The 20,239-nt window shown below is 51.6% G+C and carries 17 protein-coding genes; 6 read left to right on the forward strand and 11 right to left on the reverse strand.

Annotated features, from left to right (window positions below; all coding sequences use genetic code 11):
- Positions 1 to 63: 63 nt before the first annotated feature.
- From MHB80_RS27940 to MHB80_RS27955, 4 genes are read right to left on the reverse strand one after another with little or no spacing between them, the layout of a single operon-like run.
- Positions 64 to 2,049, reverse strand: a complete 1,986-nt coding sequence (locus MHB80_RS27940; protein ID WP_341279978.1) for a glycosyltransferase family 2 protein — start codon at positions 2,047 to 2,049, stop codon at positions 64 to 66.
- Between the two features lie 29 nt (positions 2,050 to 2,078).
- On the reverse strand, positions 2,079 to 3,653 hold the full coding sequence (locus MHB80_RS27945; RefSeq protein WP_341279979.1) for a glycosyltransferase: 1,575 nt from the start codon (positions 3,651 to 3,653) through the stop codon (positions 2,079 to 2,081).
- Positions 3,610 to 5,826 carry a glycosyltransferase gene (locus MHB80_RS27950; RefSeq protein WP_341279980.1) on the reverse strand — a complete coding sequence of 739 codons (2,217 nt, stop codon included), beginning with the start codon at positions 5,824 to 5,826 and terminating at the stop codon, positions 3,610 to 3,612. The genes MHB80_RS27945 and MHB80_RS27950 overlap by 44 nt, the downstream gene beginning before the upstream one ends.
- Before the next feature lie 18 nt (positions 5,827 to 5,844).
- Positions 5,845 to 7,626 carry a DUF6385 domain-containing protein gene (locus MHB80_RS27955; protein WP_341279981.1) on the reverse strand — a complete coding sequence of 594 codons (1,782 nt, stop codon included), beginning with the start codon at positions 7,624 to 7,626 and terminating at the stop codon, positions 5,845 to 5,847.
- A gap of 242 nt (positions 7,627 to 7,868) precedes the next feature.
- Here MHB80_RS27955 and MHB80_RS27960 point away from each other — a divergent pair, with 242 nt between their 5' ends.
- Positions 7,869 to 8,402, forward strand: a complete 534-nt coding sequence (locus MHB80_RS27960) for a hypothetical protein (RefSeq protein WP_341279982.1) — start codon at positions 7,869 to 7,871, stop codon at positions 8,400 to 8,402.
- A complete protein-coding gene (locus tag MHB80_RS27965; protein WP_341279983.1) occupies positions 8,403 to 8,987 on the forward strand; it encodes a hypothetical protein in 585 nt (194 codons plus the stop codon). It abuts the gene before it with no gap.
- Positions 8,988 to 9,076: 89 nt separating this feature from the next.
- Here MHB80_RS27965 and MHB80_RS27970 read toward each other — a convergent pair whose 3' ends face one another.
- The 6 genes from MHB80_RS27970 to MHB80_RS27995 form a co-directional block, all read right to left on the reverse strand.
- Positions 9,077 to 9,622, reverse strand: coding sequence for a glutathione peroxidase (locus MHB80_RS27970; protein WP_341279984.1), 546 nt, complete (start codon positions 9,620 to 9,622; stop codon positions 9,077 to 9,079).
- 86 nt (positions 9,623 to 9,708) lie between these two features.
- Positions 9,709 to 11,052, reverse strand: a complete 1,344-nt coding sequence (locus MHB80_RS27975; protein ID WP_341279985.1) for a DUF2252 family protein — start codon at positions 11,050 to 11,052, stop codon at positions 9,709 to 9,711.
- 44 nt (positions 11,053 to 11,096) lie between these two features.
- Positions 11,097 to 11,579, reverse strand: coding sequence for a cytochrome c biogenesis protein CcdC (locus tag MHB80_RS27980; protein ID WP_341279986.1), 483 nt, complete (start codon positions 11,577 to 11,579; stop codon positions 11,097 to 11,099).
- Between the two features lie 285 nt (positions 11,580 to 11,864).
- Complete coding sequence (locus MHB80_RS27985; RefSeq protein ID WP_341279987.1) at positions 11,865 to 12,278, reverse strand: Fic family protein; 414 nt, start codon at positions 12,276 to 12,278, stop codon at positions 11,865 to 11,867.
- A 165-nt stretch (positions 12,279 to 12,443) separates the two neighbouring features.
- The gene (locus MHB80_RS27990) at positions 12,444 to 12,668 is read right to left on the reverse strand and encodes a hypothetical protein (protein WP_341279988.1); all 225 of its coding nucleotides are present in this window, start codon (positions 12,666 to 12,668) and stop codon (positions 12,444 to 12,446) included.
- A 289-nt stretch (positions 12,669 to 12,957) separates the two neighbouring features.
- On the reverse strand, positions 12,958 to 14,055 hold the full coding sequence (locus tag MHB80_RS27995) for a hypothetical protein (protein ID WP_341279989.1): 1,098 nt from the start codon (positions 14,053 to 14,055) through the stop codon (positions 12,958 to 12,960).
- A gap of 359 nt (positions 14,056 to 14,414) precedes the next feature.
- Here MHB80_RS27995 and MHB80_RS28000 point away from each other — a divergent pair, with 359 nt between their 5' ends.
- The 3 genes from MHB80_RS28000 to MHB80_RS28010 all read left to right on the forward strand — a co-directional run bounded on the left by MHB80_RS28000 (position 14,415) and on the right by MHB80_RS28010 (position 18,480).
- The gene (locus tag MHB80_RS28000; protein WP_341279990.1) at positions 14,415 to 14,873 is read left to right on the forward strand and encodes a MarR family transcriptional regulator; all 459 of its coding nucleotides are present in this window, start codon (positions 14,415 to 14,417) and stop codon (positions 14,871 to 14,873) included.
- 12 nt (positions 14,874 to 14,885) lie between these two features.
- Positions 14,886 to 16,631 carry an ABC transporter ATP-binding protein gene (locus MHB80_RS28005; RefSeq protein WP_341279991.1) on the forward strand — a complete coding sequence of 582 codons (1,746 nt, stop codon included), beginning with the start codon at positions 14,886 to 14,888 and terminating at the stop codon, positions 16,629 to 16,631.
- A gap of 70 nt (positions 16,632 to 16,701) precedes the next feature.
- Positions 16,702 to 18,480: an ABC transporter ATP-binding protein gene (locus tag MHB80_RS28010; protein ID WP_341283098.1), complete on the forward strand. Its 1,779-nt coding sequence runs from the start codon at positions 16,702 to 16,704 to the stop codon at positions 18,478 to 18,480.
- A 74-nt stretch (positions 18,481 to 18,554) separates the two neighbouring features.
- Here MHB80_RS28010 and MHB80_RS28015 read toward each other — a convergent pair whose 3' ends face one another.
- Positions 18,555 to 18,758: a hypothetical protein gene (locus tag MHB80_RS28015; RefSeq protein ID WP_341279992.1), complete on the reverse strand. Its 204-nt coding sequence runs from the start codon at positions 18,756 to 18,758 to the stop codon at positions 18,555 to 18,557.
- Positions 18,759 to 19,150: 392 nt separating this feature from the next.
- On the opposite strand from MHB80_RS28015, the gene MHB80_RS28020 reads away from it, so the two are divergent.
- Positions 19,151 to 20,059 carry a methyltransferase domain-containing protein gene (locus MHB80_RS28020; protein ID WP_341279993.1) on the forward strand — a complete coding sequence of 303 codons (909 nt, stop codon included), beginning with the start codon at positions 19,151 to 19,153 and terminating at the stop codon, positions 20,057 to 20,059.
- Positions 20,060 to 20,239 lie beyond the last annotated feature (180 nt).

The raw sequence follows: 20,239 nt of genomic DNA on the forward strand, positions 1-20,239 counted from the left end.
ATTGATGCTGTGAAACTTTTTCAACTACAATCATCATGCCATTCATAAAGGAAGCGGCTGCCGTTATAGCAGCCGCAAGGGGAATAGGGCCGAGCTGATGCGCTGCATCAGCTCGGTTTCGCTTTGCAGCGGCGCGGGCGCGGGAATGACGCCGCGCGCTGCGGGGCTGTCCGCCCGGCGGCCGCATAGCAGCCGGGCGCGGGACGCGTAGGCGGCGGCTGCGCCGGAGGCCGCCGCACGCGCGAGCCAGGGCGGCGCGGCAATGGCGCGCGCCGCCGTGAAGTGCACAGCGGCAGCAGGCCAGGCGCCTGCCGCGGCTGCGAAAGCGCCCGCGGCCAGCGGCGAAGCTGCTGGCCGGCGGCCCGGGCTTGCAGCCTGCATGCGCAGCAGGCTGCACCACGCCAGCGGCGGCGCATCCGCCGGCGCGCCGCTGGCGCAAAGCGCTTGCCAGGCGCGCACATGATGCAGCGCCTGTGTCACCAGTGCGGAGTCGGCTCCGCCTCCCGCACTAACTGAGTCATCGGCTGCTGACGAGTCCAGCGCAGCCGTATAAACCTCCCCCCATCCCCCGGCGGGCAGGCTTTGCCATAGCTGGGAACCGCCAGCCTTGTCGCCCTGCTGAACAAGCAGCAAGCCTTGCCAAAATATACGTTGGTCGCGCTCCACCAACGCTTCAATCAGCTGAGCGGACACCTCCGGCTGCAGCTCCAAGCCAATATAAGCAAGCTTGCACAGCAGGTGGTTCAGCAGCGTCTGCTGTTTCAGCCCTTCTCCCGCCTGGCCTCCCTTCTTCGACGTTTCATCTTCATCTGCTTGAAGAAGACTTGTGCTCGCCAGCAGCCATTTGCTGCGTATCTCTTCGTCCCACGCACCTAACAGCAGCAGCCGTTCCCAAGCCGGAGCATAGTCTGGCCTCGCCTGAATGGCGGACACGTAGCGGTCAGCAGCCGCTTCCCACTCATACATCCGCTCATGGCAAAAGCCTGCTCCGCACATGGTCCGGTAGCTCCCGGCTCCCGCGGCTGACGAATAAAAGCTGGATGCCGTTCCAAGCTTAAGCGCTATCTCCAGCTTTTTTAACGCTTTCTCAGCAAAATCCAATTCCAGCAGCGCTGCCGCCCAAGCTTCATATAAATCAGGGAAATCGGCGTAGCCGAATGCTTGGACTCCCCTGTCCGCCCAATGCGCCGCTGCTTCCGCCATCCCCATTGCTAGGCAAGAGCGGCTCAGCTTAAGCAGCACATCCGACGCATAGCCGCAATCCGGCGGCAGCTCGGCGGTCAGCGGTTCGAGCCAGCCAATCGCTTTTTCCCAATCGCCATAGGTGCAGCATTCCGTGCCCATTGCATAGCGCAGGACGGGATCTGCGGGATTACGCCGCAAGGCGTTTTGCAAAATAGCGGCGTTCCGCTGTTTTTTGCCCCGTGCGGCTATAACCTCATCCCGATAGCCCTCATGACGCACGACAACCGGAGCAAGCGGCAGGCCACCCCGTTCCAGCGCAGCGACAGCTGTCGCCGTCTCCTCATGGATAGCGCCTGCAAACCGAATCCGCTCATCATTGCGGAACAGACGGCATACCGCATCCGTCAGCTCGTCTTCCGCCCCTTCGCACCCTACCCGGCTAATAAGCTGGACATAATAGCCGAATCGCTCCTCATCAGCGAGCAGCATCTGCCACTGTTCCAGAGGTAGCGGCTCCAGCCGTTCATCGGCGTCCAGCACTAAAATCCATGGCTGCACAGCTGCCTCCAGCCCTTTGTTGCGAGCCTGTGAAAAGTCGCTGTGCCATGTGGCTTGCAGTACCCGGGCACCATATGATTGCGCGATTTTCACCGTCCGGTCAACCGAACCCGTATCGACGACTATCATTTCACTCACATAGGGGAGGACGGATTCCAAGCAGCCCTGCAAAAACCTTTCCTCGTCGCGAACTATCATGCATAAGGATATACGCAGCTTTTCTGACTCTGCTGTCCTCGCTTCCTCCCACCATTCGTCAACGGCACCACCTTCACGAAACGCTGCTTCCACATCTTCCCCCTTCATCTAATCACTCCCGCCGCTTAACTTACCGTCTACCAGCCTTCCTCACCCGGCAACAGCAAACGGGCAAGCTGAACCGCGTCTTTCCTCAAGCTCGCTCGACCAGCCTGACCCGCCTGCCGCAGCTGCTGGTGCTTTGCCAACCATTGATCGGCTCGCAGCCACCACTGGCGGGCGGTTACAGCTCTATTCCCCCTTTCCCGTTCCCCCGATCCATCGCCTATGCTCCACTCCGCATCCCTTACGAGCTGCTGTGCCAGCTCATCCGGCAGCGGAAACCCGCTGTAATCCTGCAGCTCGATAGCCCCCGCCTGCTCACGAAGCAAACGGCGATGCTCGGGCTGCTCCTGCAAATCCGCCTGCCATCGCAGCCAATCGGCAGCTGCAACAGGGCAGCCGGAAGCCAGCATAACGGCGGCAAGCTTCCGTACAGCTCCCTCGTTAGGGCAGCCGATACGTGCGGCAAGCACAGCTAACAACCGTTCTTCCTCGCCAGCCGCGTGAAAATACCTGCACAGCCTGAACAGTGGCGGCAGCAGACTCGGCTGCTGCCGCAGCGCCGCCACATAGGCGGACACCAGTCCTTGTTCATCGAGCAAAGCTTCGTTGATGCGCCCTAGCAAATAGGCGGTGCGATACGTCCCAATGCCCTCTTCTGTATGGTAGTGGGCGGGCGCGCCTGCAAGCTCAAGCGCATGCTCTGCTGTCTGGGCCGCTTCCCGCAAGCTTCCGAGCTGGGCGAGGCTAAGCGCCCAATAATGCCACATATCCGTATAATCTGGATAGCGAGAGGTACCTTCCGCTGCGACCTCGGCGGCTTCGGCCCATTTTTCCAAGGCATGCAGGCTTCGCACCTCATATTTGACAACGAGATGAGCATAGTTTAAATGCGCAAATTCCTGTGAGCCGCGCGCCCTTCGAAAAGCATCCAGCGCCTTATCCGCCTCGCCCCGCCGCAAAAACTCCACGCCTATATTGTAGTGGTGAAACGTATTCGACGGCTCCTCCGCAAGCGCGAACTGGAGCAGCTTCATATTGCGCTCCAGCTTATTTTTCTCTAAAACCTCCTGCGCCCTGTAGCCATAATGATGAATGACGACATCCGTCATTTGAAATTTCGCTTCCGGGTTTCCGCGCAAAATCACCGCCGCGATTTGCTCATGTATCCGCCCTTCGAACCGATGCTTCTCAGCATTGCGGAACATGCGCAGTACCGGATGAACGGTGGAGCCTGCCGATTCCTCATCGCCAATGACGTTCCGCACCTGAAGCAAGAGCGCCATCTGCTCCTCATCTTGGGCCCACACCCGCAGCTGCCCTCCGCCTGCCGCATCCAGCGATTCATCGGCATCCAGAAATAAAATCCATTCCCCGCGCGCCTGATCGAGCCCAATATTCCGCGCCTTGGAAAAATGCTGCTCCCACTCCGCCCTTATGACCGTCGCTCCAAAGCTCTGCGCAATTTCAACCGTCCGGTCCTTTGATCCGGTATCCACCACAATGATTTCGTCCACTACTCCTCTGACGCTGGTCAAACAATTCGGCAAATGCTTCTCCTCATCTTTAACGATCATGCATAAAGAGATCAGCTTCCGCTGCCCCGCCATTCGCCCGCCTCCTCTGCATGGCATTCCAGCTCGTGTGCCAGCCGAGCGCATTCACCCGTGCAAGTGCTGCGCGAAGCCGCTCCTCATCCTGCTCGGCCCAGCTGCCATCCCAGCCTCGACTGCCGCTATATTGGCCGGGCTCCAGCGCTGCAATTCCCATTTGGAGGCAAGCTGCCGCCGAGCCAAGCTGCGCTCGATCACCATACTCTCCTGTCTCAGACATATTTTCGAACAGGGATAAGGCTTCGCCGTAAAGCCCTTTATCATACAGCAGCTCCCCTAGCCGAAATTGCTGCCCCGCGCTCATTCCGCCCTCTCTGGCATACCGGCGAAGCATAAGCTCCGCTGCCATAGCGACATACCCGTTATCATAAAGCAACTGCTCGCCTTCCAATTGCAGCCCCGGATGGCAAGCCGTCAGCCTTGCCGCCAGCAGAAGCATATTCAGCTCAATGGCCTGTTTTACATAGGCGGTAGCTGTCTGCTCGGCAAGCTGATTCCACCACTCTTTTTCCACTGAAAAAATACGGCCATTAGCCTGCTCTCGCCCCAAAAAGCGCTGCAGTGCTCCAAGACCTGTTCCTTCTTTTACCGTTTCACCAAGCTGCCAGCAGCATAAAGTCCAATCGAGAGCCAGCGAATGCAGAACAGCCTGTTCTTCCGGCCCCTTTAAAGCTTCTCGATCTGCAATCGGCATACGGTCCAGCCAAGTCTCCCAGAGCGCATTCGCCTCCACATATTGACTGCAAGCCATGAGGCATTCGCCAAATTGGCGGATTTCTTCCACACTCCAGTCGGACTGCTCTGTTGAAAAAGAATCCTTATCAGGCATTCCTTCATGCCCTCCCACAGCAACAATCAGGCCCGCCTCATTCGCGCCTTCCATCCACAGCTCTCTGGCGCATTGCCAAGCGCCAATCTGCTGCATGACGGAGGCTAAGCGTTTGTTGGCCGCATCCCGCCTCTCTCCAACGGCGCATAAATCCCTCAACCGCTTCGCAATAGCCGTATCGCTCCAGCCAATAAGCTGAAGCGTATCCGCCATGCCAACAGCCGCTGGCTGATGCCATGCTGCAGCGAGCGCCAGCTCATATTGACTTATTGCCGCCTCATGGTTGCCCATACGTTTCAGCACCTCCCCCCATGCCGTTCGAATCAACGTTCCATCTGAGCCAAGCTCGGTAATATAATCGCCAGTGGAGACTTTATTCGTGTTTATATCTAGCTGACCTAATGCCTTGGTTGATATAAGAGCCGCCGTCTCATAGGCCTGTGCTGCTTCTGTAAGCATGCCAGCAGAAGAGAGTGCCTCTCCCGTGAGCCAATGGAGGTCTGCATAGTTTGGGTAACGCAGCACTTCTTCACGGAGCAGAGCCATCGCTTCCTCTGGCCTTGCGAGTGCGAGCAGCACTTTTACATAGTCCCGAATGAGCGAAGGGCGATAGGGTGCGTTTATTGGCACCCCTGCCCAAGAAGCACTTAGCGCAGGTTCAGCCTCAGCCGTTCTGCCCAGCTGACACATTGTCACCCCGTAGTTATAAAGACAAAAAGGATCATGAGGCCGCTGGGACAGCTGCCTGGCAATGATCCGTAAATTTCTTTCCGCTTTATTTTTGCGGGCAATGACTGAAGGCTTATAGCCGTCGTGAACAAGCGTGAGCGGTGTTTGAAGCAGCGGCCCGTCTATACTTTTCGCCTCAGATGCACGCCTACTCTCAATGGAGCTGGAAATAAGCTGTTCATGAATTTCACCTTCATAACGATAGCCGCGGTCGGCCCGAAACAACCTAATTGCTTGGCTGTAAAGACAGTGGTCTGCCGAATGGTCATCATATAGATGACGCATCGGCAGACGGAGAGCTGGATTTTTCGTATGCTGCAGCTCTTGCCTTAACGCTTGGCCCGTCTCGCCTTCCAGCCATTCGTCGGCATCCAGCACCAAAACCCAGAGCGTACGCGCCTGTTCAAGTGCCGCATTGCGGACGCTGGAAAAGTCGTCCTGCCACTCCACAGTCAGCACTCTGGCTCCATACTGGCTGGCCAGCTCTATCGTGCCGTCTGTGGAGCCTGAATCTGCAACGATAATTTCGTCTGCGATATTTTTAATGCTTTTGAGGCAGCGGCCCAGCACATCCACTTCGTTGCGAGCGATAATGTGAACTCCCAGCAGCATGACGAAAGCCCTCCTAATTTAGCTGCCCTGACCGTTGAAAAATACATCCAGCGTCGTCGACGAGCCCGCCAGACTGGAGCGGTACGAAAGCCGCGTGTATTTTAAGAAACGCTGTGGCACCAGCACATCCACCGATCCTGTGGCAATGCCCGTTACCGTTTCAACATCCGTATACCAGTTCGATCCGTTAGCGCTAATTTCCACACGCGCATCTGCACGACCGGCCCCCGGACCCCGGTTGTATACGAAGAAGGAATAAGTGCCAAATACGCTGGTTGTAACAGCGGTCAATGCCGTATATGCGTCTGCTGTTACAATATTCAAGCTGGAGCTTTCTTGGAAGCTCCTTTGTGAAATTGACGTTACACTGCTCAGTGTACCTGTCGTGATTGTTGCTCCATTTACCGCTGTCAAAGTTCCCGCCGTAATCGTCGCTCCCAAGACAGACGTCAACGTTCCAGCTGTGATTGTTGCTCCGTTCACTGCGCTCAATGTTCCCGCTGTTATCGTCGCTCCTAATACTGCCGTCAATGTTCCGGCTGTGATTGTTGCTCCATTTACCGCCGTCAAAGTTCCCGCCGTAATCGTCGCTCCCAAGACAGACGTCAAGGTCCCAGCTGTGATCGTTGCTCCGTTCACCGCACTCAACGTTCCAGCTGTGATTGTCGCTCCGTTCACCGCGCTCAATGTTCCAGCTGTGATCGTTGCTCCGTTCACTGCGCTCAATGTTCCGGCTGTGATCGTCGCTCCACTCACCGCACTCAGCGTTCCAGCTGTGATTGTTGCTCCGTTCACCGCACTCAATGTTCCGGCTGTGATTGTCGCCCCTTCTACTGCTGTCAACGTTCCAGCTGTAATCGTTGCCCCGTTCACCGCACTCAATGTTCCGGCTGTGATCGTTGCTCCTAATACTGCCGTCAACGTTCCTGCCGTGACGGTTGCTCCGCTCACTGCACTCAGTGTTCCGGCTGTAATCGTTGCTCCGTTCACCGCACTCAATGTTCCGGCTGTGATTGTCGCCCCTTCTACTGCCGTCAACGTTCCTGCTGTAATCGTTGCTCCGTTCACCGCACTCAGCGTTCCCGCTGTGATCGTCGCTCCTAATACTGCCGTCAATGTTCCCGCTGTAATTGTTGCTCCGTTCACCGCGCTCAATGTTCCAGCCGTGATCGTCGCTCCTTCTACTGCCGTCAACGTTCCAGCTGTGATTGTCGCTCCACTCACTGCACTCAGTGTTCCTGCTGTAATCGTCGCTCCATTCACCGCACTCAACGTTCCAGCTGTGATTGTCGCTCCGTTCACCGCGCTCAATGTTCCAGCTGTGATCGTTGCTCCTAATACCGCGCTCAACGTTCCAGCTGTGATTGTCGCTCCACTCACCGCACTCAGCGTTCCCGCTGTGATCGTCGCCCCATTCACCGCACTCAACGTCCCTGCCGTGATCGTCGCCCCATTCACCGCACTTAACGTCCCTGCTGTGATCGTCGCCCCGTTCACCGCGCTCAATGTTCCCGCCGTGATCGTCGCTCCATTTACCGCATTCAATGTTCCCGCCGTGATCGTCGCTCCATTTACCGCATTCAGTGTTCCCGCCGTAATTGTCGTTCCCAAGACAGCTGCGATGGTACCAGTGGTAATTGTCGCCCCCATCAAATTGCCAATTGTGCCGTCCAGCATAATGTTCAGCAAGTTGCCTGATGTGTCTGTTGCAAGGGGCTGAGCCGTTTGTGTGCCGTCTTTACCAAATATTAATGTACGTAAATTATCCGGATTCGGATTAAACGTCGAAAAGTTTGGCATGCCATCACCTAGTTTCCATTTAGTATTACAGGAAAGAGATAGAAGAATGCCCGTATGTCCTTCCCCGTTCGCTTCCTCTCTATGTCCATGTGCTCACACTGTATGTACATTTGAAAGTCTCGGAGACGGCAGCTGTCCGTATAAAATCCGCCTTTTCTTCACAACGTGCGGCATGTCCCCATACCTATAAACGCTAATCCCCATATCCTGTCATATATCGATTTGATTTAAGAGGTGATGTAATGACCAATAATGCTGTTTTTAATAATGAAAAAAGCCCCTTAAGCATGCTCATCAACAACGTTTATACTTCACCGGCCATCATAGCGCCGCCAGAGGAAAATGCAGCTGTAAACGGCCGATTGTTTATCGTAACAAGCGGAAGTGCCAGCATAGGCGCTGGAAACAATCAGCTCATTCAAATTACAAACCCTTCAGGAAGTGGAAGATCACTGTACATTTCCAGTATCTCCGGCGGCATTACAGCTGCCGCCACCCTTAATTTCTATTCCACCGGTACGGTCACCGGGGGAACAACGCCTACACCCTTTAACAGCCAGTTCGGCAATGTTACAGCAAGTATTGCCACTGCCCGCGTTGCTACGGGAAACGTAACCGGATCACCAACGCTATTTATGACCATGCTGCTGGCAGCAGGTGTATTCAACTTTACGTTTACGGGAGCTATCATCGTGCCGCCAAACCGGGCTATAACGATTTCCGTTGGGACAGGCGTTATTACCACAGCCACCAACATTGTGTGGTGGGAAGCCTAAATGCCGAACCAGTCTATTTTTAAGACCTCCAATAAACCGCTGATCGGGCAAGCTGCGAACACCATAAATAAACTGGGCTGTTACCTCCCTTCAGATGCGGCCACTTCAGCAGCAGTTGCTGGAGCCTTCTCCATCTATGCTGCCAACAGTGCCTCTCTTGGGCTTCTGGGCGGAACCGTGAATACGTCGCTTCAGGTCGTTAATCCCGTTGGCAGCGGCAAGCGGCTTTTCCTCGATCAGGTTTACTGTTATATCAGCGTTGCCCTAAACCTGCTATCTGGCTTTAGCGGACAATTATCCATTCTTCAAGGAGGCAGTATCGGTACTTCTACATCGCAAACACCTGCAAACCTCGTGCTTGGCAGCAGTGTTGCAAGCGTAACGACCGCAGCTTCATCCATCAATACCGTAAGCGGGGGAACCACCTGTCAGGTTTATGCGCTGTATCCCGGTCCGTTTCAAATTCCGCTCGGCGGCAACATCGTCGTGCCGCCAGGTCAGACCATTACGATCAATGTGTTTGGCTCCCTAACCCTGCTAGGAATACTGGGCAATGGCGCCTCTGTAACTTGGTGGGAGAAGTAACATGGGCAGCAACCTAAGACAAAACAAAAAGGCCGCCCCAAACATCAAATGAATGATGCTTGAAACAGCCTTATGGGCTATTTTAAAAGCTAGAGCAGCTTCTCAATATCTTCTTTCATGCTGAGTGGCTCATAGGTCGATTCAAAACGTTTGACAACCTGGCCTTCCCGGTCAATGAGGAACTTGGTAAAATTCCATTTGATGGAGTCTCCATCCATAAAATGCGGCAGCTTTTCGGTCAAAAATGCACTAAGCATTTTGCCGCTAGCTTCAGCTGTATCAAATCCATTAAAAGGCGCTTCAGCCGTCAAATAGTTGAACAGTGGGTGTGCGGTTTCATCCCTTACATCCGTCTTCGCAAACAATGGGAACGTTACACCATAGTTCAACTGGCAAAAGCTTTGTACATCCGAGTTTTCACCCGGCTCCTGCTCGCCAAATTGATTGCTTGGGAAACCGAGTATTTCCAGGCCTTGATCCTTGTACTGCTCATAAAGCTTTTGCAAATCAGCATATTGGGGTGTAAAGCCGCATTTGCTCGCCGTATTGGCAATAATAACGACCTTGCCTTTATATTGCTCCAGACTAACCGTCTTTCCTGTAATCGTATCCGCTTGATAAGTATAAATGGACATGAATGCACACTCCTATTTGTAGGTTCGTCTATCTGTCTTCCAACCTGTACACCTATTTGGCAGCTGTTGCGGAACATACTTTTTCGTTAATCCGTATTTGATTTATTGCCCAGCCAATCTACAAACAGCGCATAATCCTGCTCAACTTGATCTGCATAGGACATCGCCCACTCTGCGATGAAGCGGCTAAAGGACTCTTCGTCACTGCCCATCGCTTTGACGATTTCATGCTCGCTATGGTAGTCCAAAATGCCGCTTTGCACATCAGAATCCGCTCGCGCATGCAGCTTCGCGGTCAGCTTGCCCATCGTCTCTGTCACGATTTGCATATCCTCCGCCGTCTCCAGCGTTTCAAGCTTGAGCCGCTTCTTGAAGGGAGAACGCTCCCGCACATAAAACTGTCTGCCGCCTATCGTCAGATGGCCGAGGTATGGATCAGCCTCATGGTGCATGGCCTGCTGGGTCATCGTCACGCGTTTGCCCTGATGCTCAAACGCTGTCCAGAACGACTCATCATAGGGCAGAAAATAAGCCGGAACGGCAATGCGCACTTCTTTCACTTCCAGCACAATATCATCCTCGTGCCCTAGCTCGCCGCTGCCCGCTTCAATCAGTACATAAAAACGGTCCAGCCCGATTGAGGCTGTTCCAGAGCCATGCTTTACGGCTATATCTTTAATCTGATAATGGACAGCCTCCTGCGCATCATCAGCATGCAGGCTTTCTATATATTGCGGCCAAGCCTCTAGAAGCGCAGCGCGCTCTTTTTCCGTCGGGGCGACGATCTCATCCGTATGCGCAAACTTGCGATGCTCCTGTACAAGCGCCGTAACCTTTTCCAAAAAATGCTGTTCCTTGCGCTTGCGCAGCTTGCGAAGCAGCTTTCTCACCTTGCCGCTTGCTCGCTCCTCATCCATTATGAACGATGCCGGATCATCCTTACCCTTGACGAACTTCCACATTTGTTTCGCATAGGCGCGCAAATAAGCCTCGATTTGATGCTGCTCAGCATCCTCCGACTCGCCTTTCATGCGGCATACAAGTGCTATGCTGACCGACATGCGCAGCAAATCATATAAATAGGAGCCCAAGTAGCCCTCGTCAAAATCATTCACATCATACACAAGCGCCCCTTGCTCATTGCGGAAGGCACCGAAATTTTCAAAATGCAAATCGCCCTGAATCCAGGTCGGACGCTCTGCCGGCGTGTGATAGGGAAACCACTCCCTCGTCACATCCATATAAAATAAATAGGCGCTGCCGCGAAAAAAGGAAAACGGGCTTAGCGACATTTTGCGGTATTTCTCCTCACGCTTCTCCGTGCCGAGTCTCATGATTTTATGATCAAATTCATTAAGAACGGCCGTAATCGTCCGTTTCCGAAGCCTCTTTTGCGTAAGCTTTACACGTTCTGTCAATGCTCTGTCCATGCCAGTTCCCCCTTAGATAGCTCTATTATTTATAACGATTTCATCTATGAAGAAAGCTTGTACAATCTGAGATAATCATTGACCATTGCCAGACGCCACGGAATGATCATGCCGAAGGCCACGAGATAGAACAATGCCCCCGTCTGCGGAATCGACATATATTGCTCCACCACGCTATGCAGCGCCAATCGAATAATGAATAGGGTCAGCATGATGAAAATAAAAGCTTTGGAACGCCTGACATAAATATCGGCATTAATCCGCTCCAGCCGGGTCGATACGACCAGCGGAAAAGAAAAAATCAACAGGCCTGTCCCGAAAGCAGCTAAACCCCAGCCCCAAGGAATATGAGTCATAGGTGCCAGGAACATCATAAAGCCGGTCGACATGCCGACTGGCGGGATAATGATCTTACGAAGGGTAGTCGGCTGCTTGCCTGCCCGGATACGCAAAAAGATGAGCATAAGCCCTGCGATAGCCGACATTATAATGAAGCCTACCTGAATCGTTTCAGTAGACAGCTGCACCGCCCTTTTCCCCCTTGCTCTTTAAAGAATACCTTTTCTTTCTTTATCCTACTTCAAAAGACAGGCCGCTGCAAATATTGTCTAATCGCTTAGAACCGCTGGCTGGAGCGCTTTCTAATTGAAGCGGGCAACACTTCTTTTTTCATCTTTTCATAAAAAAGGAAATGTAGGAGATCGCAAAAATCCACAACCTCTTGCGGTTGTGGATTTACATGTTAGAGAGAATTGAATTTGAAGCCCTGTCCAGAGGCATATATGGATGTAAACTCAACTCAGTAAGTAATACTAAATCATTTTCGTCGTAATTGCCTGCAGAATAGATCTTAGTCTTTCATAATTATACGGGGATTCAATCATGGCTTTAAGCATTAAAGCAGGGTTAACAAGAGTAAAATCTATATAATAGTTTGATTCTAGTACCAATAACCTTATAAACTCGCGTTGAGTACGGCCATTCCCTTCTCTAAACGGATGAAGAACATTTAATTCCGTAAGGTAATAGGCAACTTTCTCTACAAGTGCTTCAAACGATAAACTTTTTAGTAAGTTTTCGCTTTTAAGTTCCTCAAGTAATTGATCCGTTTGACTGGCTATAAACCTTACATTTGCAAAACGAAAATTATCTTTTGCAATCTCTTCCTCGCGAAGCTTACCAGCAAAAGGATAGATATCCTTAAATATAAATTTATGAATATTCACAAATGACCTCGATTAAACTTCCCCTTTAGAGGCCTTAATTGAAGTAGCCTTAATCGATCCAAGGTTACCATTCTTTCGAAGGCATCTAAATTTCTCTGCTCTGTAAAACCAGGTAAGTTGATTAGGACATCACTATCAGGATAACAATAAATCGAATTGCTTTGCTCATACATTTTTCGCAATTTCCATGGCAAGAGCTAGAAATTCATTGTTTTTCACTTCACCGTTAACCCTTCTCATGAGTAGCTGTTCTTCTCTAGTAGTCAGAAACATGCCTTCAATTGCAAGTGACGCTTTAGCATTAAGCAGTGCATTAAGCTTTTTTTCATGAGTATTTCTTCTCACAACCAACACCCGCTTTTTGTAGCGATTTACTACATATATATTCACTTAGCTTGTCCACCTTTCCTGAGACAAATACTCTTTATATGTAATTATAACAAAAAATCGATTCAATAGTGATAAGTGATTAGGAGCCAAATCTCCCACCCAACATTCAGTTACCATTCAGGCAAGCGAAAAATTGAAGGCTTGTTCGATCCTGAAATGGGGATAAATAAAGCTTTAAAAAACAATAGAAAAAGCTATCCCTGAGACCGTTCGAAAACGGCTGAGGAGATAGCTTTTTTAATACCCTGCCTTCTATTCAATACTAGCACTAGGCAGTATTTATACGAATTTAGTTGTAGTAATTTACGGTAGGCGCAGGCTCGATTCCATTTGCATAATAGTAATTCAAACTACTAACAAAATCGATGACCTTGTTCGTATTCAAATCATAAACCAATATATTTGGATTACCGATTGAATCTAAAAAGCCAAATTTTCTTGGTGTCGTTAGCCCTTTTGTATCCGTAAAGGACGAGAAATATTGCGTTGGAGGACCTGAAGAGAAGGTCGAATAGTGATACGTGAACAAGGTATCTTCCTTCAATACAATAAGTACAGCATTATTGGAGCTTGCATAAGTAGACTGATAGTCTACCGCCGTCGTAATATAATTCACCCGTGCATCCGAAATGCTATGCGTGCGTGAATTATAGCCGCCTCCATAAGAGAAGTAATATACTCTCTCCCAATCGAGCTGCGGATTAGCATTCGCTGTATCTGATGTGTTTGCAATCAATTTATTGTTGAGATATAAATCATTATTCGCATACTTCCATACTACCGATTGCAGAAGAGTTGAAATTTGAGTATAAGATAGGGCACCACTTGGAGCGGAAACATTGGACTGGACATTATACGATGCCCCTACTGTACCTGTGGAAGTAACTAATAGTCCAAAGTCGCCTGCCGGCACATTATTAGCAGCCGACAAATTGCCACTTGTATTGCCAATCCCCGTCGGATAAGCGGTTCCCGTGCTCCAATCAATTTGATACAGATCTACACGATAGCTGGCATTGGTAGATTCCGTCCGAAAAATAATGCTGCGTGCCGCAGCCACACTGAAGAAATAAAAGTTTTGCGGATTGCTTGCGGTTAATGAGCTGCTATGGTACAGAATATCGCCATCCACATTATAATTCAATCGGCTTGCTGCATTTGCCGGCTTAGGCTTTTGCAAAAGCTCTGACGGACTAAGCGCTAGACCGCTTTCCCAATCCGTTTGTATACTTTCGACTTCCCCAAGCACCTCAGGCTCTATTTGAACAGCAGGCAGCAGCCCCGAATGATTAGAAGGGACGGCTTCAGCTGAAATAGGAAGAGCCATTACGAAGAACAGCAGAAGCACTAAAAAAGGCGTAGTCACGTATTTTCTTTTCAATGTCATGGATGATACCTCCAATATCTTTATTATTTTTTTCTCCAAAAAAACATGCATCATACGACCATAACTGATTATTCCCTACTAAAAAAATGGACTCCTCCCCTGTCTGCTTATTAGGTTAAATCAATTATGTTATAAAAAAAGAAAATTATGTTAATCTCAACTTATACTTTAATCTAGTTTTCACTAACAATCAATACAATTTTATACAAAAATACCTTTTCTATCGGTATGATAGATGCATAGAATAGCAGAACTACACGCTGGATAAAGCTTGACGGCGGTTCCAGCCTCGTTTTAGAATATATTTAGTCGACAAACTAATTTTAGGCTTGCATGCTTAATAAGAGAGGGGTGCCGCTATGCCATTTCGCAGAGGGCCTGACCATATTACTCGGATCTTCCGCCATTTAACCCGCCAGCATCAGAAGCAGCTGCATGCCCAGCTTCAGGACTATGATCTTTATCCGGGGCAGCCGCCGCTTATGTTCGCCTTGGAGCGCGGACCGGGACGGAGCCAGAACGAGCTGGCACAGGAGCTTGAGATTAAAGCGGCAACGCTGACCGTGATGCTGAACCGGATGGAGAAGAATGGAATCGTCCGTCGGGAAGCCGATCAACGCGATCAGCGCGTGTCGCGAATTTTTATGACCGACAAAGGAAAAGCGATGCTTGGCAAGCTGCGAGAGACGCTTCACCTGCTGGAGGAGCAGTCTCTGCAAGGCTTCAACGAGGAAGAAAAACAAATCCTGAAAGGGATGCTGCACCGAATTGGCGATAATTTAAACGCGATGAACCCTACCGAGGGTAATCAGGATTAGAGGAAGTGGACGATGATCAAGCTTGCGCGATATTTAAAACCGCACTGGATAGCTGTATTGCTCGCCCCGCTGCTGATGGTTTTGGAAGTATGCATGGACCTGCTCCAGCCTAAGCTGATGGCGAGTATTGTAGATGAGGGCATCATAAAAGGCGATTTAAGCCATATCAAAATAACAGGCTTATATATGCTTGCAGCCGCATTGGTCGGCCTGATTGGCGGGGTTGGCTGCACGGTATACTCCAGCATCGCCTCGCAGAAATTCGGAGCCGATCTGCGCGGTGATTTGTTCCGCAAGGTACAGACCTTTTCCTTCCGAAACCTAGATGAGCTAAAGACTGGATCATTGATTACGCGGCTTACGAGCGATATTGTCCAGCTCCAGACGATGGTGCAAATGCTGCTGCGCATTTTTGTCAGGTCGCCGATGCTGGCCATTGGCAGCATTATTATGACGATTGCGATTAGCCCGAAGCTGGCGCTCATCCTCGCCATTATCGTTCCGCTGCTGTTCGTCGTCATGTTTGCCCTTATTCGCTCGACACTTCCGCTGTTTGCAAGCATGCAGTCGAAGCTGGATGCGGTAAACACGGTGCTTCAAGAAAATTTCACCGGCATTCGGGTCGCCAAAGCATTTGTACGCTCCAACTATGAAAACGAACGGTTTGGTCGTGCCAATCGCGATTATACAGGTTCGGCTATTAAGGCGATGCAATTGGTTGCCATTAATATGCCGATTCTCACTTTTATTTTGAATGCGGCGATTGCTGCTGTGCTCTGGTATGGCGGTCTTGATGTGCAAAAAGGCTCGCTGCCTGTAGGCGATTTAATTGCTTTCATCAATTATGTGACACAGGTCATGATGTCGCTGTCGATGATCGGCATGATGCTCGTCCGCTTCTCGACGGCGAAGGTATCTGCACAGCGCGTGCAGGAGGTGCTGAACACGTCATCGGAAATTCGCTCAGCCGAATCGCCCGCCCAACATAACAGCGCGGCGGGAGAAATCGCATTCGAGCATGTTTCATTCGCATACGAGGGTGCATCTGCGCCTGAAAGGGCGTATGAGCTGCGCGACATTAGCTTCACGGCAAAGCCGGGACAGAAGCTCGCACTGATTGGCGCAACCGGAGCTGGCAAGTCTACGCTGGTCAACCTGATTCCACGGCTGTACGAAGCTACGCAAGGTCGCGTGCTTCTGGACGGCATTGATGTGCGCGACATGGAGCTGGGCAGCCTGCGCAGCCATATTGGCATCGTGCTGCAGGAGTCGATTTTGTTCACGGGCACGATTCGTGAAAATATTTGCTTCGGCAAGCCAGAGGCCACCGAAGACGAAATGCTTGCCGCCGCCAGAGCTGCGGCAGCCCATGATTTTATTACCCGCCTTCCCGAAGGCTATGATACGCAGCTTGGCCAGCGCGGGGTCAATTTGTCTGGCGGGCAGAAGCAGCGACTTTCGATCGCTCGCGCGCTGCTCCTCCAGCCGTCGGTGCTTATTCTCGATGACAGCACAAGCGCCATCGACATGGGGACGGAGGCGCAGATCCAGGCTGCGCTGAGGCAGCTGATGCATGGACGAACCAGCATTATGATCGCGCAGCGCATCTCCTCCGTCATCGATGCCGATCACATTATCGTGCTGGATGAGGGGCAAATTGCCGCACAGGGCACCCATGATGAGCTGCTTCGCTCCTCTGGGCTTTACCAAGAAATTTACCAGTCGCAGGCTGGCAAGGAGGCGACCGTTCATGGCTGATCTAAAGCATAGCTCCACTAGCGAGCGTCCGCCAGCGCCAGCAGCAGCGCCTGCTCTGCCAAGCCTCGGAATGCGCGGTGGTCCTCCGGGCATTCCAACTGCAAAAGCCAAACCCAAAAATACGTTTCAGACGCTGCGCCGAATTTGGAGCTACTTGAGCCGCTACCGGGCAACGCTAATGAGCGTGCTGTTTGCCACGATAGGCGCAACGCTGCTGTCGCTCGCCGCGCCGTATCTCATCGGCCACGCCATCGACCAATACATCATTCCGCGCAGCTATGACGGACTGCTGTCGCTATGCTTCCTGCTGCTTGCTGTATATGCGGGCAGCTCCGTGTTGACCTGGCTCCAGCAGAAGCTTGTGGTGAGCGCATCCCAGAATACGGTGCTGGACATGCGCCGCGACCTGTTCGGACGATTGCAGCTGCTGCCGCTTCGCTTCTTCGACGGCAAGACGAACGGGGAACTAATGAGCCGAACCACGAACGATATCGAAAATGTCTCCAGCACGCTCAGCCAAAGCGTCACGCAGCTGTTATCCAGCGTCATCATGCTTGCCGGCTCGCTGGCCATTATGCTGTCGCTCAATGTGTGGCTCACTCTGCTCAGCATGGTTACAATTCCGCTCGTGCTGCTGTTCACCAAGAAGGTGGCGGGCTTCACACGCCGCTTCTTCTCCAAGCAGCAGCAGCATTTAGGCGAGTTGAACGGCTTTATCGAGGAAACGGTAGCCGGGCAAAAGGTCGTTCAGGTGTACCGCCGCGAGCAGCGGGCCGCGGAGCAATTCGATAAAATGAACAGCGAGCTTACGAATGCTAGCATTCAAGCGCAAATTTATTCGGGAACCATCGGACCGTTCATGAACGTGATGAACAATCTCAGCTTTGCGCTTATTGCCGCCGTTGGCGGCTTTATGGTGCTGAATGACTGGACGACAGTCGGCATCATCGTCAGCTTCCTGAACTACTCGAAGCAATTTCAACGTCCGCTCAACGAGCTGGCAAATCAGTTCAATTTGCTGCAATCTGCTGTGGCGAGCGCCGAGCGCGTGTTTGAGCTGATTGATACCGATACGGAATACGAAGGCGACGGCACCAAGCAGCTTGAAGCATGCACCGGCCATGTCCGCTTTGACGACGTATCATTCGGCTATCGTGAAGGGCATCCGATATTAAGCCATGTATCGCTGGAAGCCCAGCCCGGACAAATGATTGCTCTCGTTGGTCCAACCGGAGCAGGCAAAACAACGATCATTAATTTGCTAACTCGCTTTTATGATATTGACCATGGGACAATCACAATCGATGATGCCAATATTCGCGAGCTGGACCGCAACAGCCTGCGCCGCCAGCTTGGCATCGTGCTCCAAGACGCTTATGTATTCTCCGATACAGTGCGCGAGAACCTGCGCTACGGGCGGCTTGACGCCACCGATACGGAAATCGAGCAGGCGGCGCGGCTGGCGAACGCCCACAGCTTTATCAGCAAGCTGCCGCAGGGCTATGACACGCCGCTCACCGCTGGTGGCGGCAACCTCAGCCAAGGGCAGCGGCAGCTGCTTACCATCGCCCGCGCCGTGCTTGCCGATCCGTCTATCCTCATTCTGGATGAGGCAACAAGCAGTATTGATACGCGGACAGAAATGCATATTCAAGCCGCCATGCGCAAGCTGATGGAAGGGCGCACCAGCTTTGTGATCGCCCACCGTCTCAGCACGATTCGCCAGGCGGACCAAATTCTCGTCATTGCGGACGGCGGCATCAAAGAACGCGGGACGCATGACGAGCTGTTAGAACAGCAGGGCTTCTACTATGACCTGTATATGAGCCAGTTCCAGCGCAGCGGCTAGAGCCGCAAGCGAGGACAAAGAAGGCGAGCTTGGTGATTTCCGCTCGCCTTTGCTCTATTTTCAGCATGGTCTGTCTATTTGATAAAACCGCTCATTGCTGCTTCTACTTTTTTAATCCGCCTGACAAAATAAGCAGCAGCTGCCGTTTGGAGCAGCAGCATGCCGCCTGCAGCAGACAGCAGCGTGAAAAGCGACAGCTTGGCTTCCAGCCGCAGCACAGCGGCAACCGCCCAAACTGCCGCTGTCGAGAAGCTGGTAACTGTTACAACGGCAAACAAAGTTTCAACATCCCCATCTCTCGAATGTTCATATAACTGGATATTTTAAATGGTTGAATCGTTAACAAAGTAATGATTGAAAGGGCAATAGAAGCTGACCACACGATTATTTTTTGCTTGGATCTAAAGGCCCCGGCCATCCTCACTCTATTGATCAGGAGAAGACTCGTTGATTTTTTGCTATAATTTATTGAGGGAAGCGCCTTTCGGCAGCTTCTGCGTTCAAATTCCACAATGGGAGTGTTAACGAGGCATGATCATCAAATTCATTCGTTTGCGTTAATGAGAGGTATAGAAGGATGAGGCAAGCTTTTTTCGTGCAAAAGGGCTAGGTTTATTTGTCTGTGCCTTCTTTCATTTACTCAAATCAAATGAATGAGGTGCTTTTTGTAATGCGTGAAAATATAAAAAAGATCGCGGCGGCGCTAGCCTCCCCCGCTTATTCCAATTTGCTCCGCTGCCCGATATGCATGGGCTCCATGCAGCTGCGGAACGGCCAAAGCCTAGTATGCGGCAGCAAGCATAGTTACGATCTTTCAAAGCGTGGCTCTGTCCATTTTTTAAGTCGCCCTGTGCGGACAAAATACGAAAAAACGCTATTCGAGGCGCGGAAAAAGGTGATGGACAGCGGCTTCTTCGCTCCTGTTCTCTCCCATATTTCCGAGAGAATAAACGGCTCGCGGCAGAATCGGACTGAGCCAATCAGGCTGCTGGACGCCGGATGCGGGGAAGGCTCGCATTTGTCCGCGCTTCAGCAGCAGCTCAGCAGCAGTTCAGATGCTGTGGTGCTGGCGGCAGGTCTGGATATTTCCAAGGATGCGATAGCGCTTGCTTCGAAAAATAACGGCGAAGCACTCTGGTGCGTGGCCGACCTGGCTCACAGCCCTTTTGCCGACCGCTCCTTTGATTTCATCGTCAATATCCTATCACCATCCAATTATGCCGAGTTCCAGCGGCTGCTTGCTGATACGGGCCATGTCATTAAGGTTTTTCCTGGACCTGATTATTTAAAGGAGCTGCGCTCCTTGCTATACAGCAGTACGAATAGCAGTCACAGCACGAGTCTTACGAGGAGCTTTTACGATAACCTTGCGACTATAGAGCGTGTTAGCGAATATTTTGAAGTGCTGGGCAGCCAGCGGCTGCACTACCGCTTTCTTATGCACCAGCCGCTGATTGAGCCTTTCATTGCTATGACGCCATTGTCCTGGGGAATGAAGGAATCGCTTGTACAGCAAATAAAGCAGAGGCTCACGCTTGAAGTGACAGTCGACTTGACGGTCATCATTGGGAGGAGATAAACAGCTGTTTTTTTAGCAGTTATAGCATTTCATGAATGTTGGTCCATTGAGGGCATGCAGCGGCAAGTATGGCGATTTCTGAGCCCTGATCTTCATGTTCTCGCCAATCGAGTACCATTTGCTCATTTCTCAACTGCTTGATGCAGGAGGAAAATAAAAGAAAAAACAGGCGGAGTCCCA

It is taken from the genome of Paenibacillus sp. FSL H8-0537 (assembly GCF_038051995.1).
GTDB lineage: Bacteria > Bacillota > Bacilli > Paenibacillales > Paenibacillaceae > Pristimantibacillus.

What these genes read in the sequence shown, in the direction of transcription:
- MHB80_RS27965 (WP_341279983.1), top strand. Translation starts at nt 8,403, where the DNA reads ATGCCGAACCAGTCTATTTTTAAGACCTCCAATAAACCGCTGATCGGG.
- MHB80_RS28010 (WP_341283098.1), top strand. Translation starts at nt 16,702, where the DNA reads ATGCGCGGTGGTCCTCCGGGCATTCCAACTGCAAAAGCCAAACCCAAA.
- MHB80_RS28005 (WP_341279991.1), top strand. Translation starts at nt 14,886, where the DNA reads ATGATCAAGCTTGCGCGATATTTAAAACCGCACTGGATAGCTGTATTG.
- MHB80_RS27970 (WP_341279984.1), bottom strand. Translation starts at nt 9,622, where the DNA reads ATGTCCATTTATACTTATCAAGCGGATACGATTACAGGAAAGACGGTT.
- MHB80_RS28000 (WP_341279990.1), top strand. Translation starts at nt 14,415, where the DNA reads ATGCCATTTCGCAGAGGGCCTGACCATATTACTCGGATCTTCCGCCAT.
- MHB80_RS28020 (WP_341279993.1), top strand. Translation starts at nt 19,151, where the DNA reads ATGCGTGAAAATATAAAAAAGATCGCGGCGGCGCTAGCCTCCCCCGCT.
- MHB80_RS27995 (WP_341279989.1), bottom strand. Translation starts at nt 14,055, where the DNA reads ATGACATTGAAAAGAAAATACGTGACTACGCCTTTTTTAGTGCTTCTG.
- MHB80_RS27950 (WP_341279980.1), bottom strand. Translation starts at nt 5,826, where the DNA reads ATGCTGCTGGGAGTTCACATTATCGCTCGCAACGAAGTGGATGTGCTG.
- MHB80_RS27955 (WP_341279981.1), bottom strand. Translation starts at nt 7,626, where the DNA reads ATGCCAAACTTTTCGACGTTTAATCCGAATCCGGATAATTTACGTACA.
- MHB80_RS27940 (WP_341279978.1), bottom strand. Translation starts at nt 2,049, where the DNA reads ATGAAGGGGGAAGATGTGGAAGCAGCGTTTCGTGAAGGTGGTGCCGTT.
- MHB80_RS27945 (WP_341279979.1), bottom strand. Translation starts at nt 3,653, where the DNA reads ATGGCGGGGCAGCGGAAGCTGATCTCTTTATGCATGATCGTTAAAGAT.
- MHB80_RS27975 (WP_341279985.1), bottom strand. Translation starts at nt 11,052, where the DNA reads ATGGACAGAGCATTGACAGAACGTGTAAAGCTTACGCAAAAGAGGCTT.
- MHB80_RS27960 (WP_341279982.1), top strand. Translation starts at nt 7,869, where the DNA reads ATGACCAATAATGCTGTTTTTAATAATGAAAAAAGCCCCTTAAGCATG.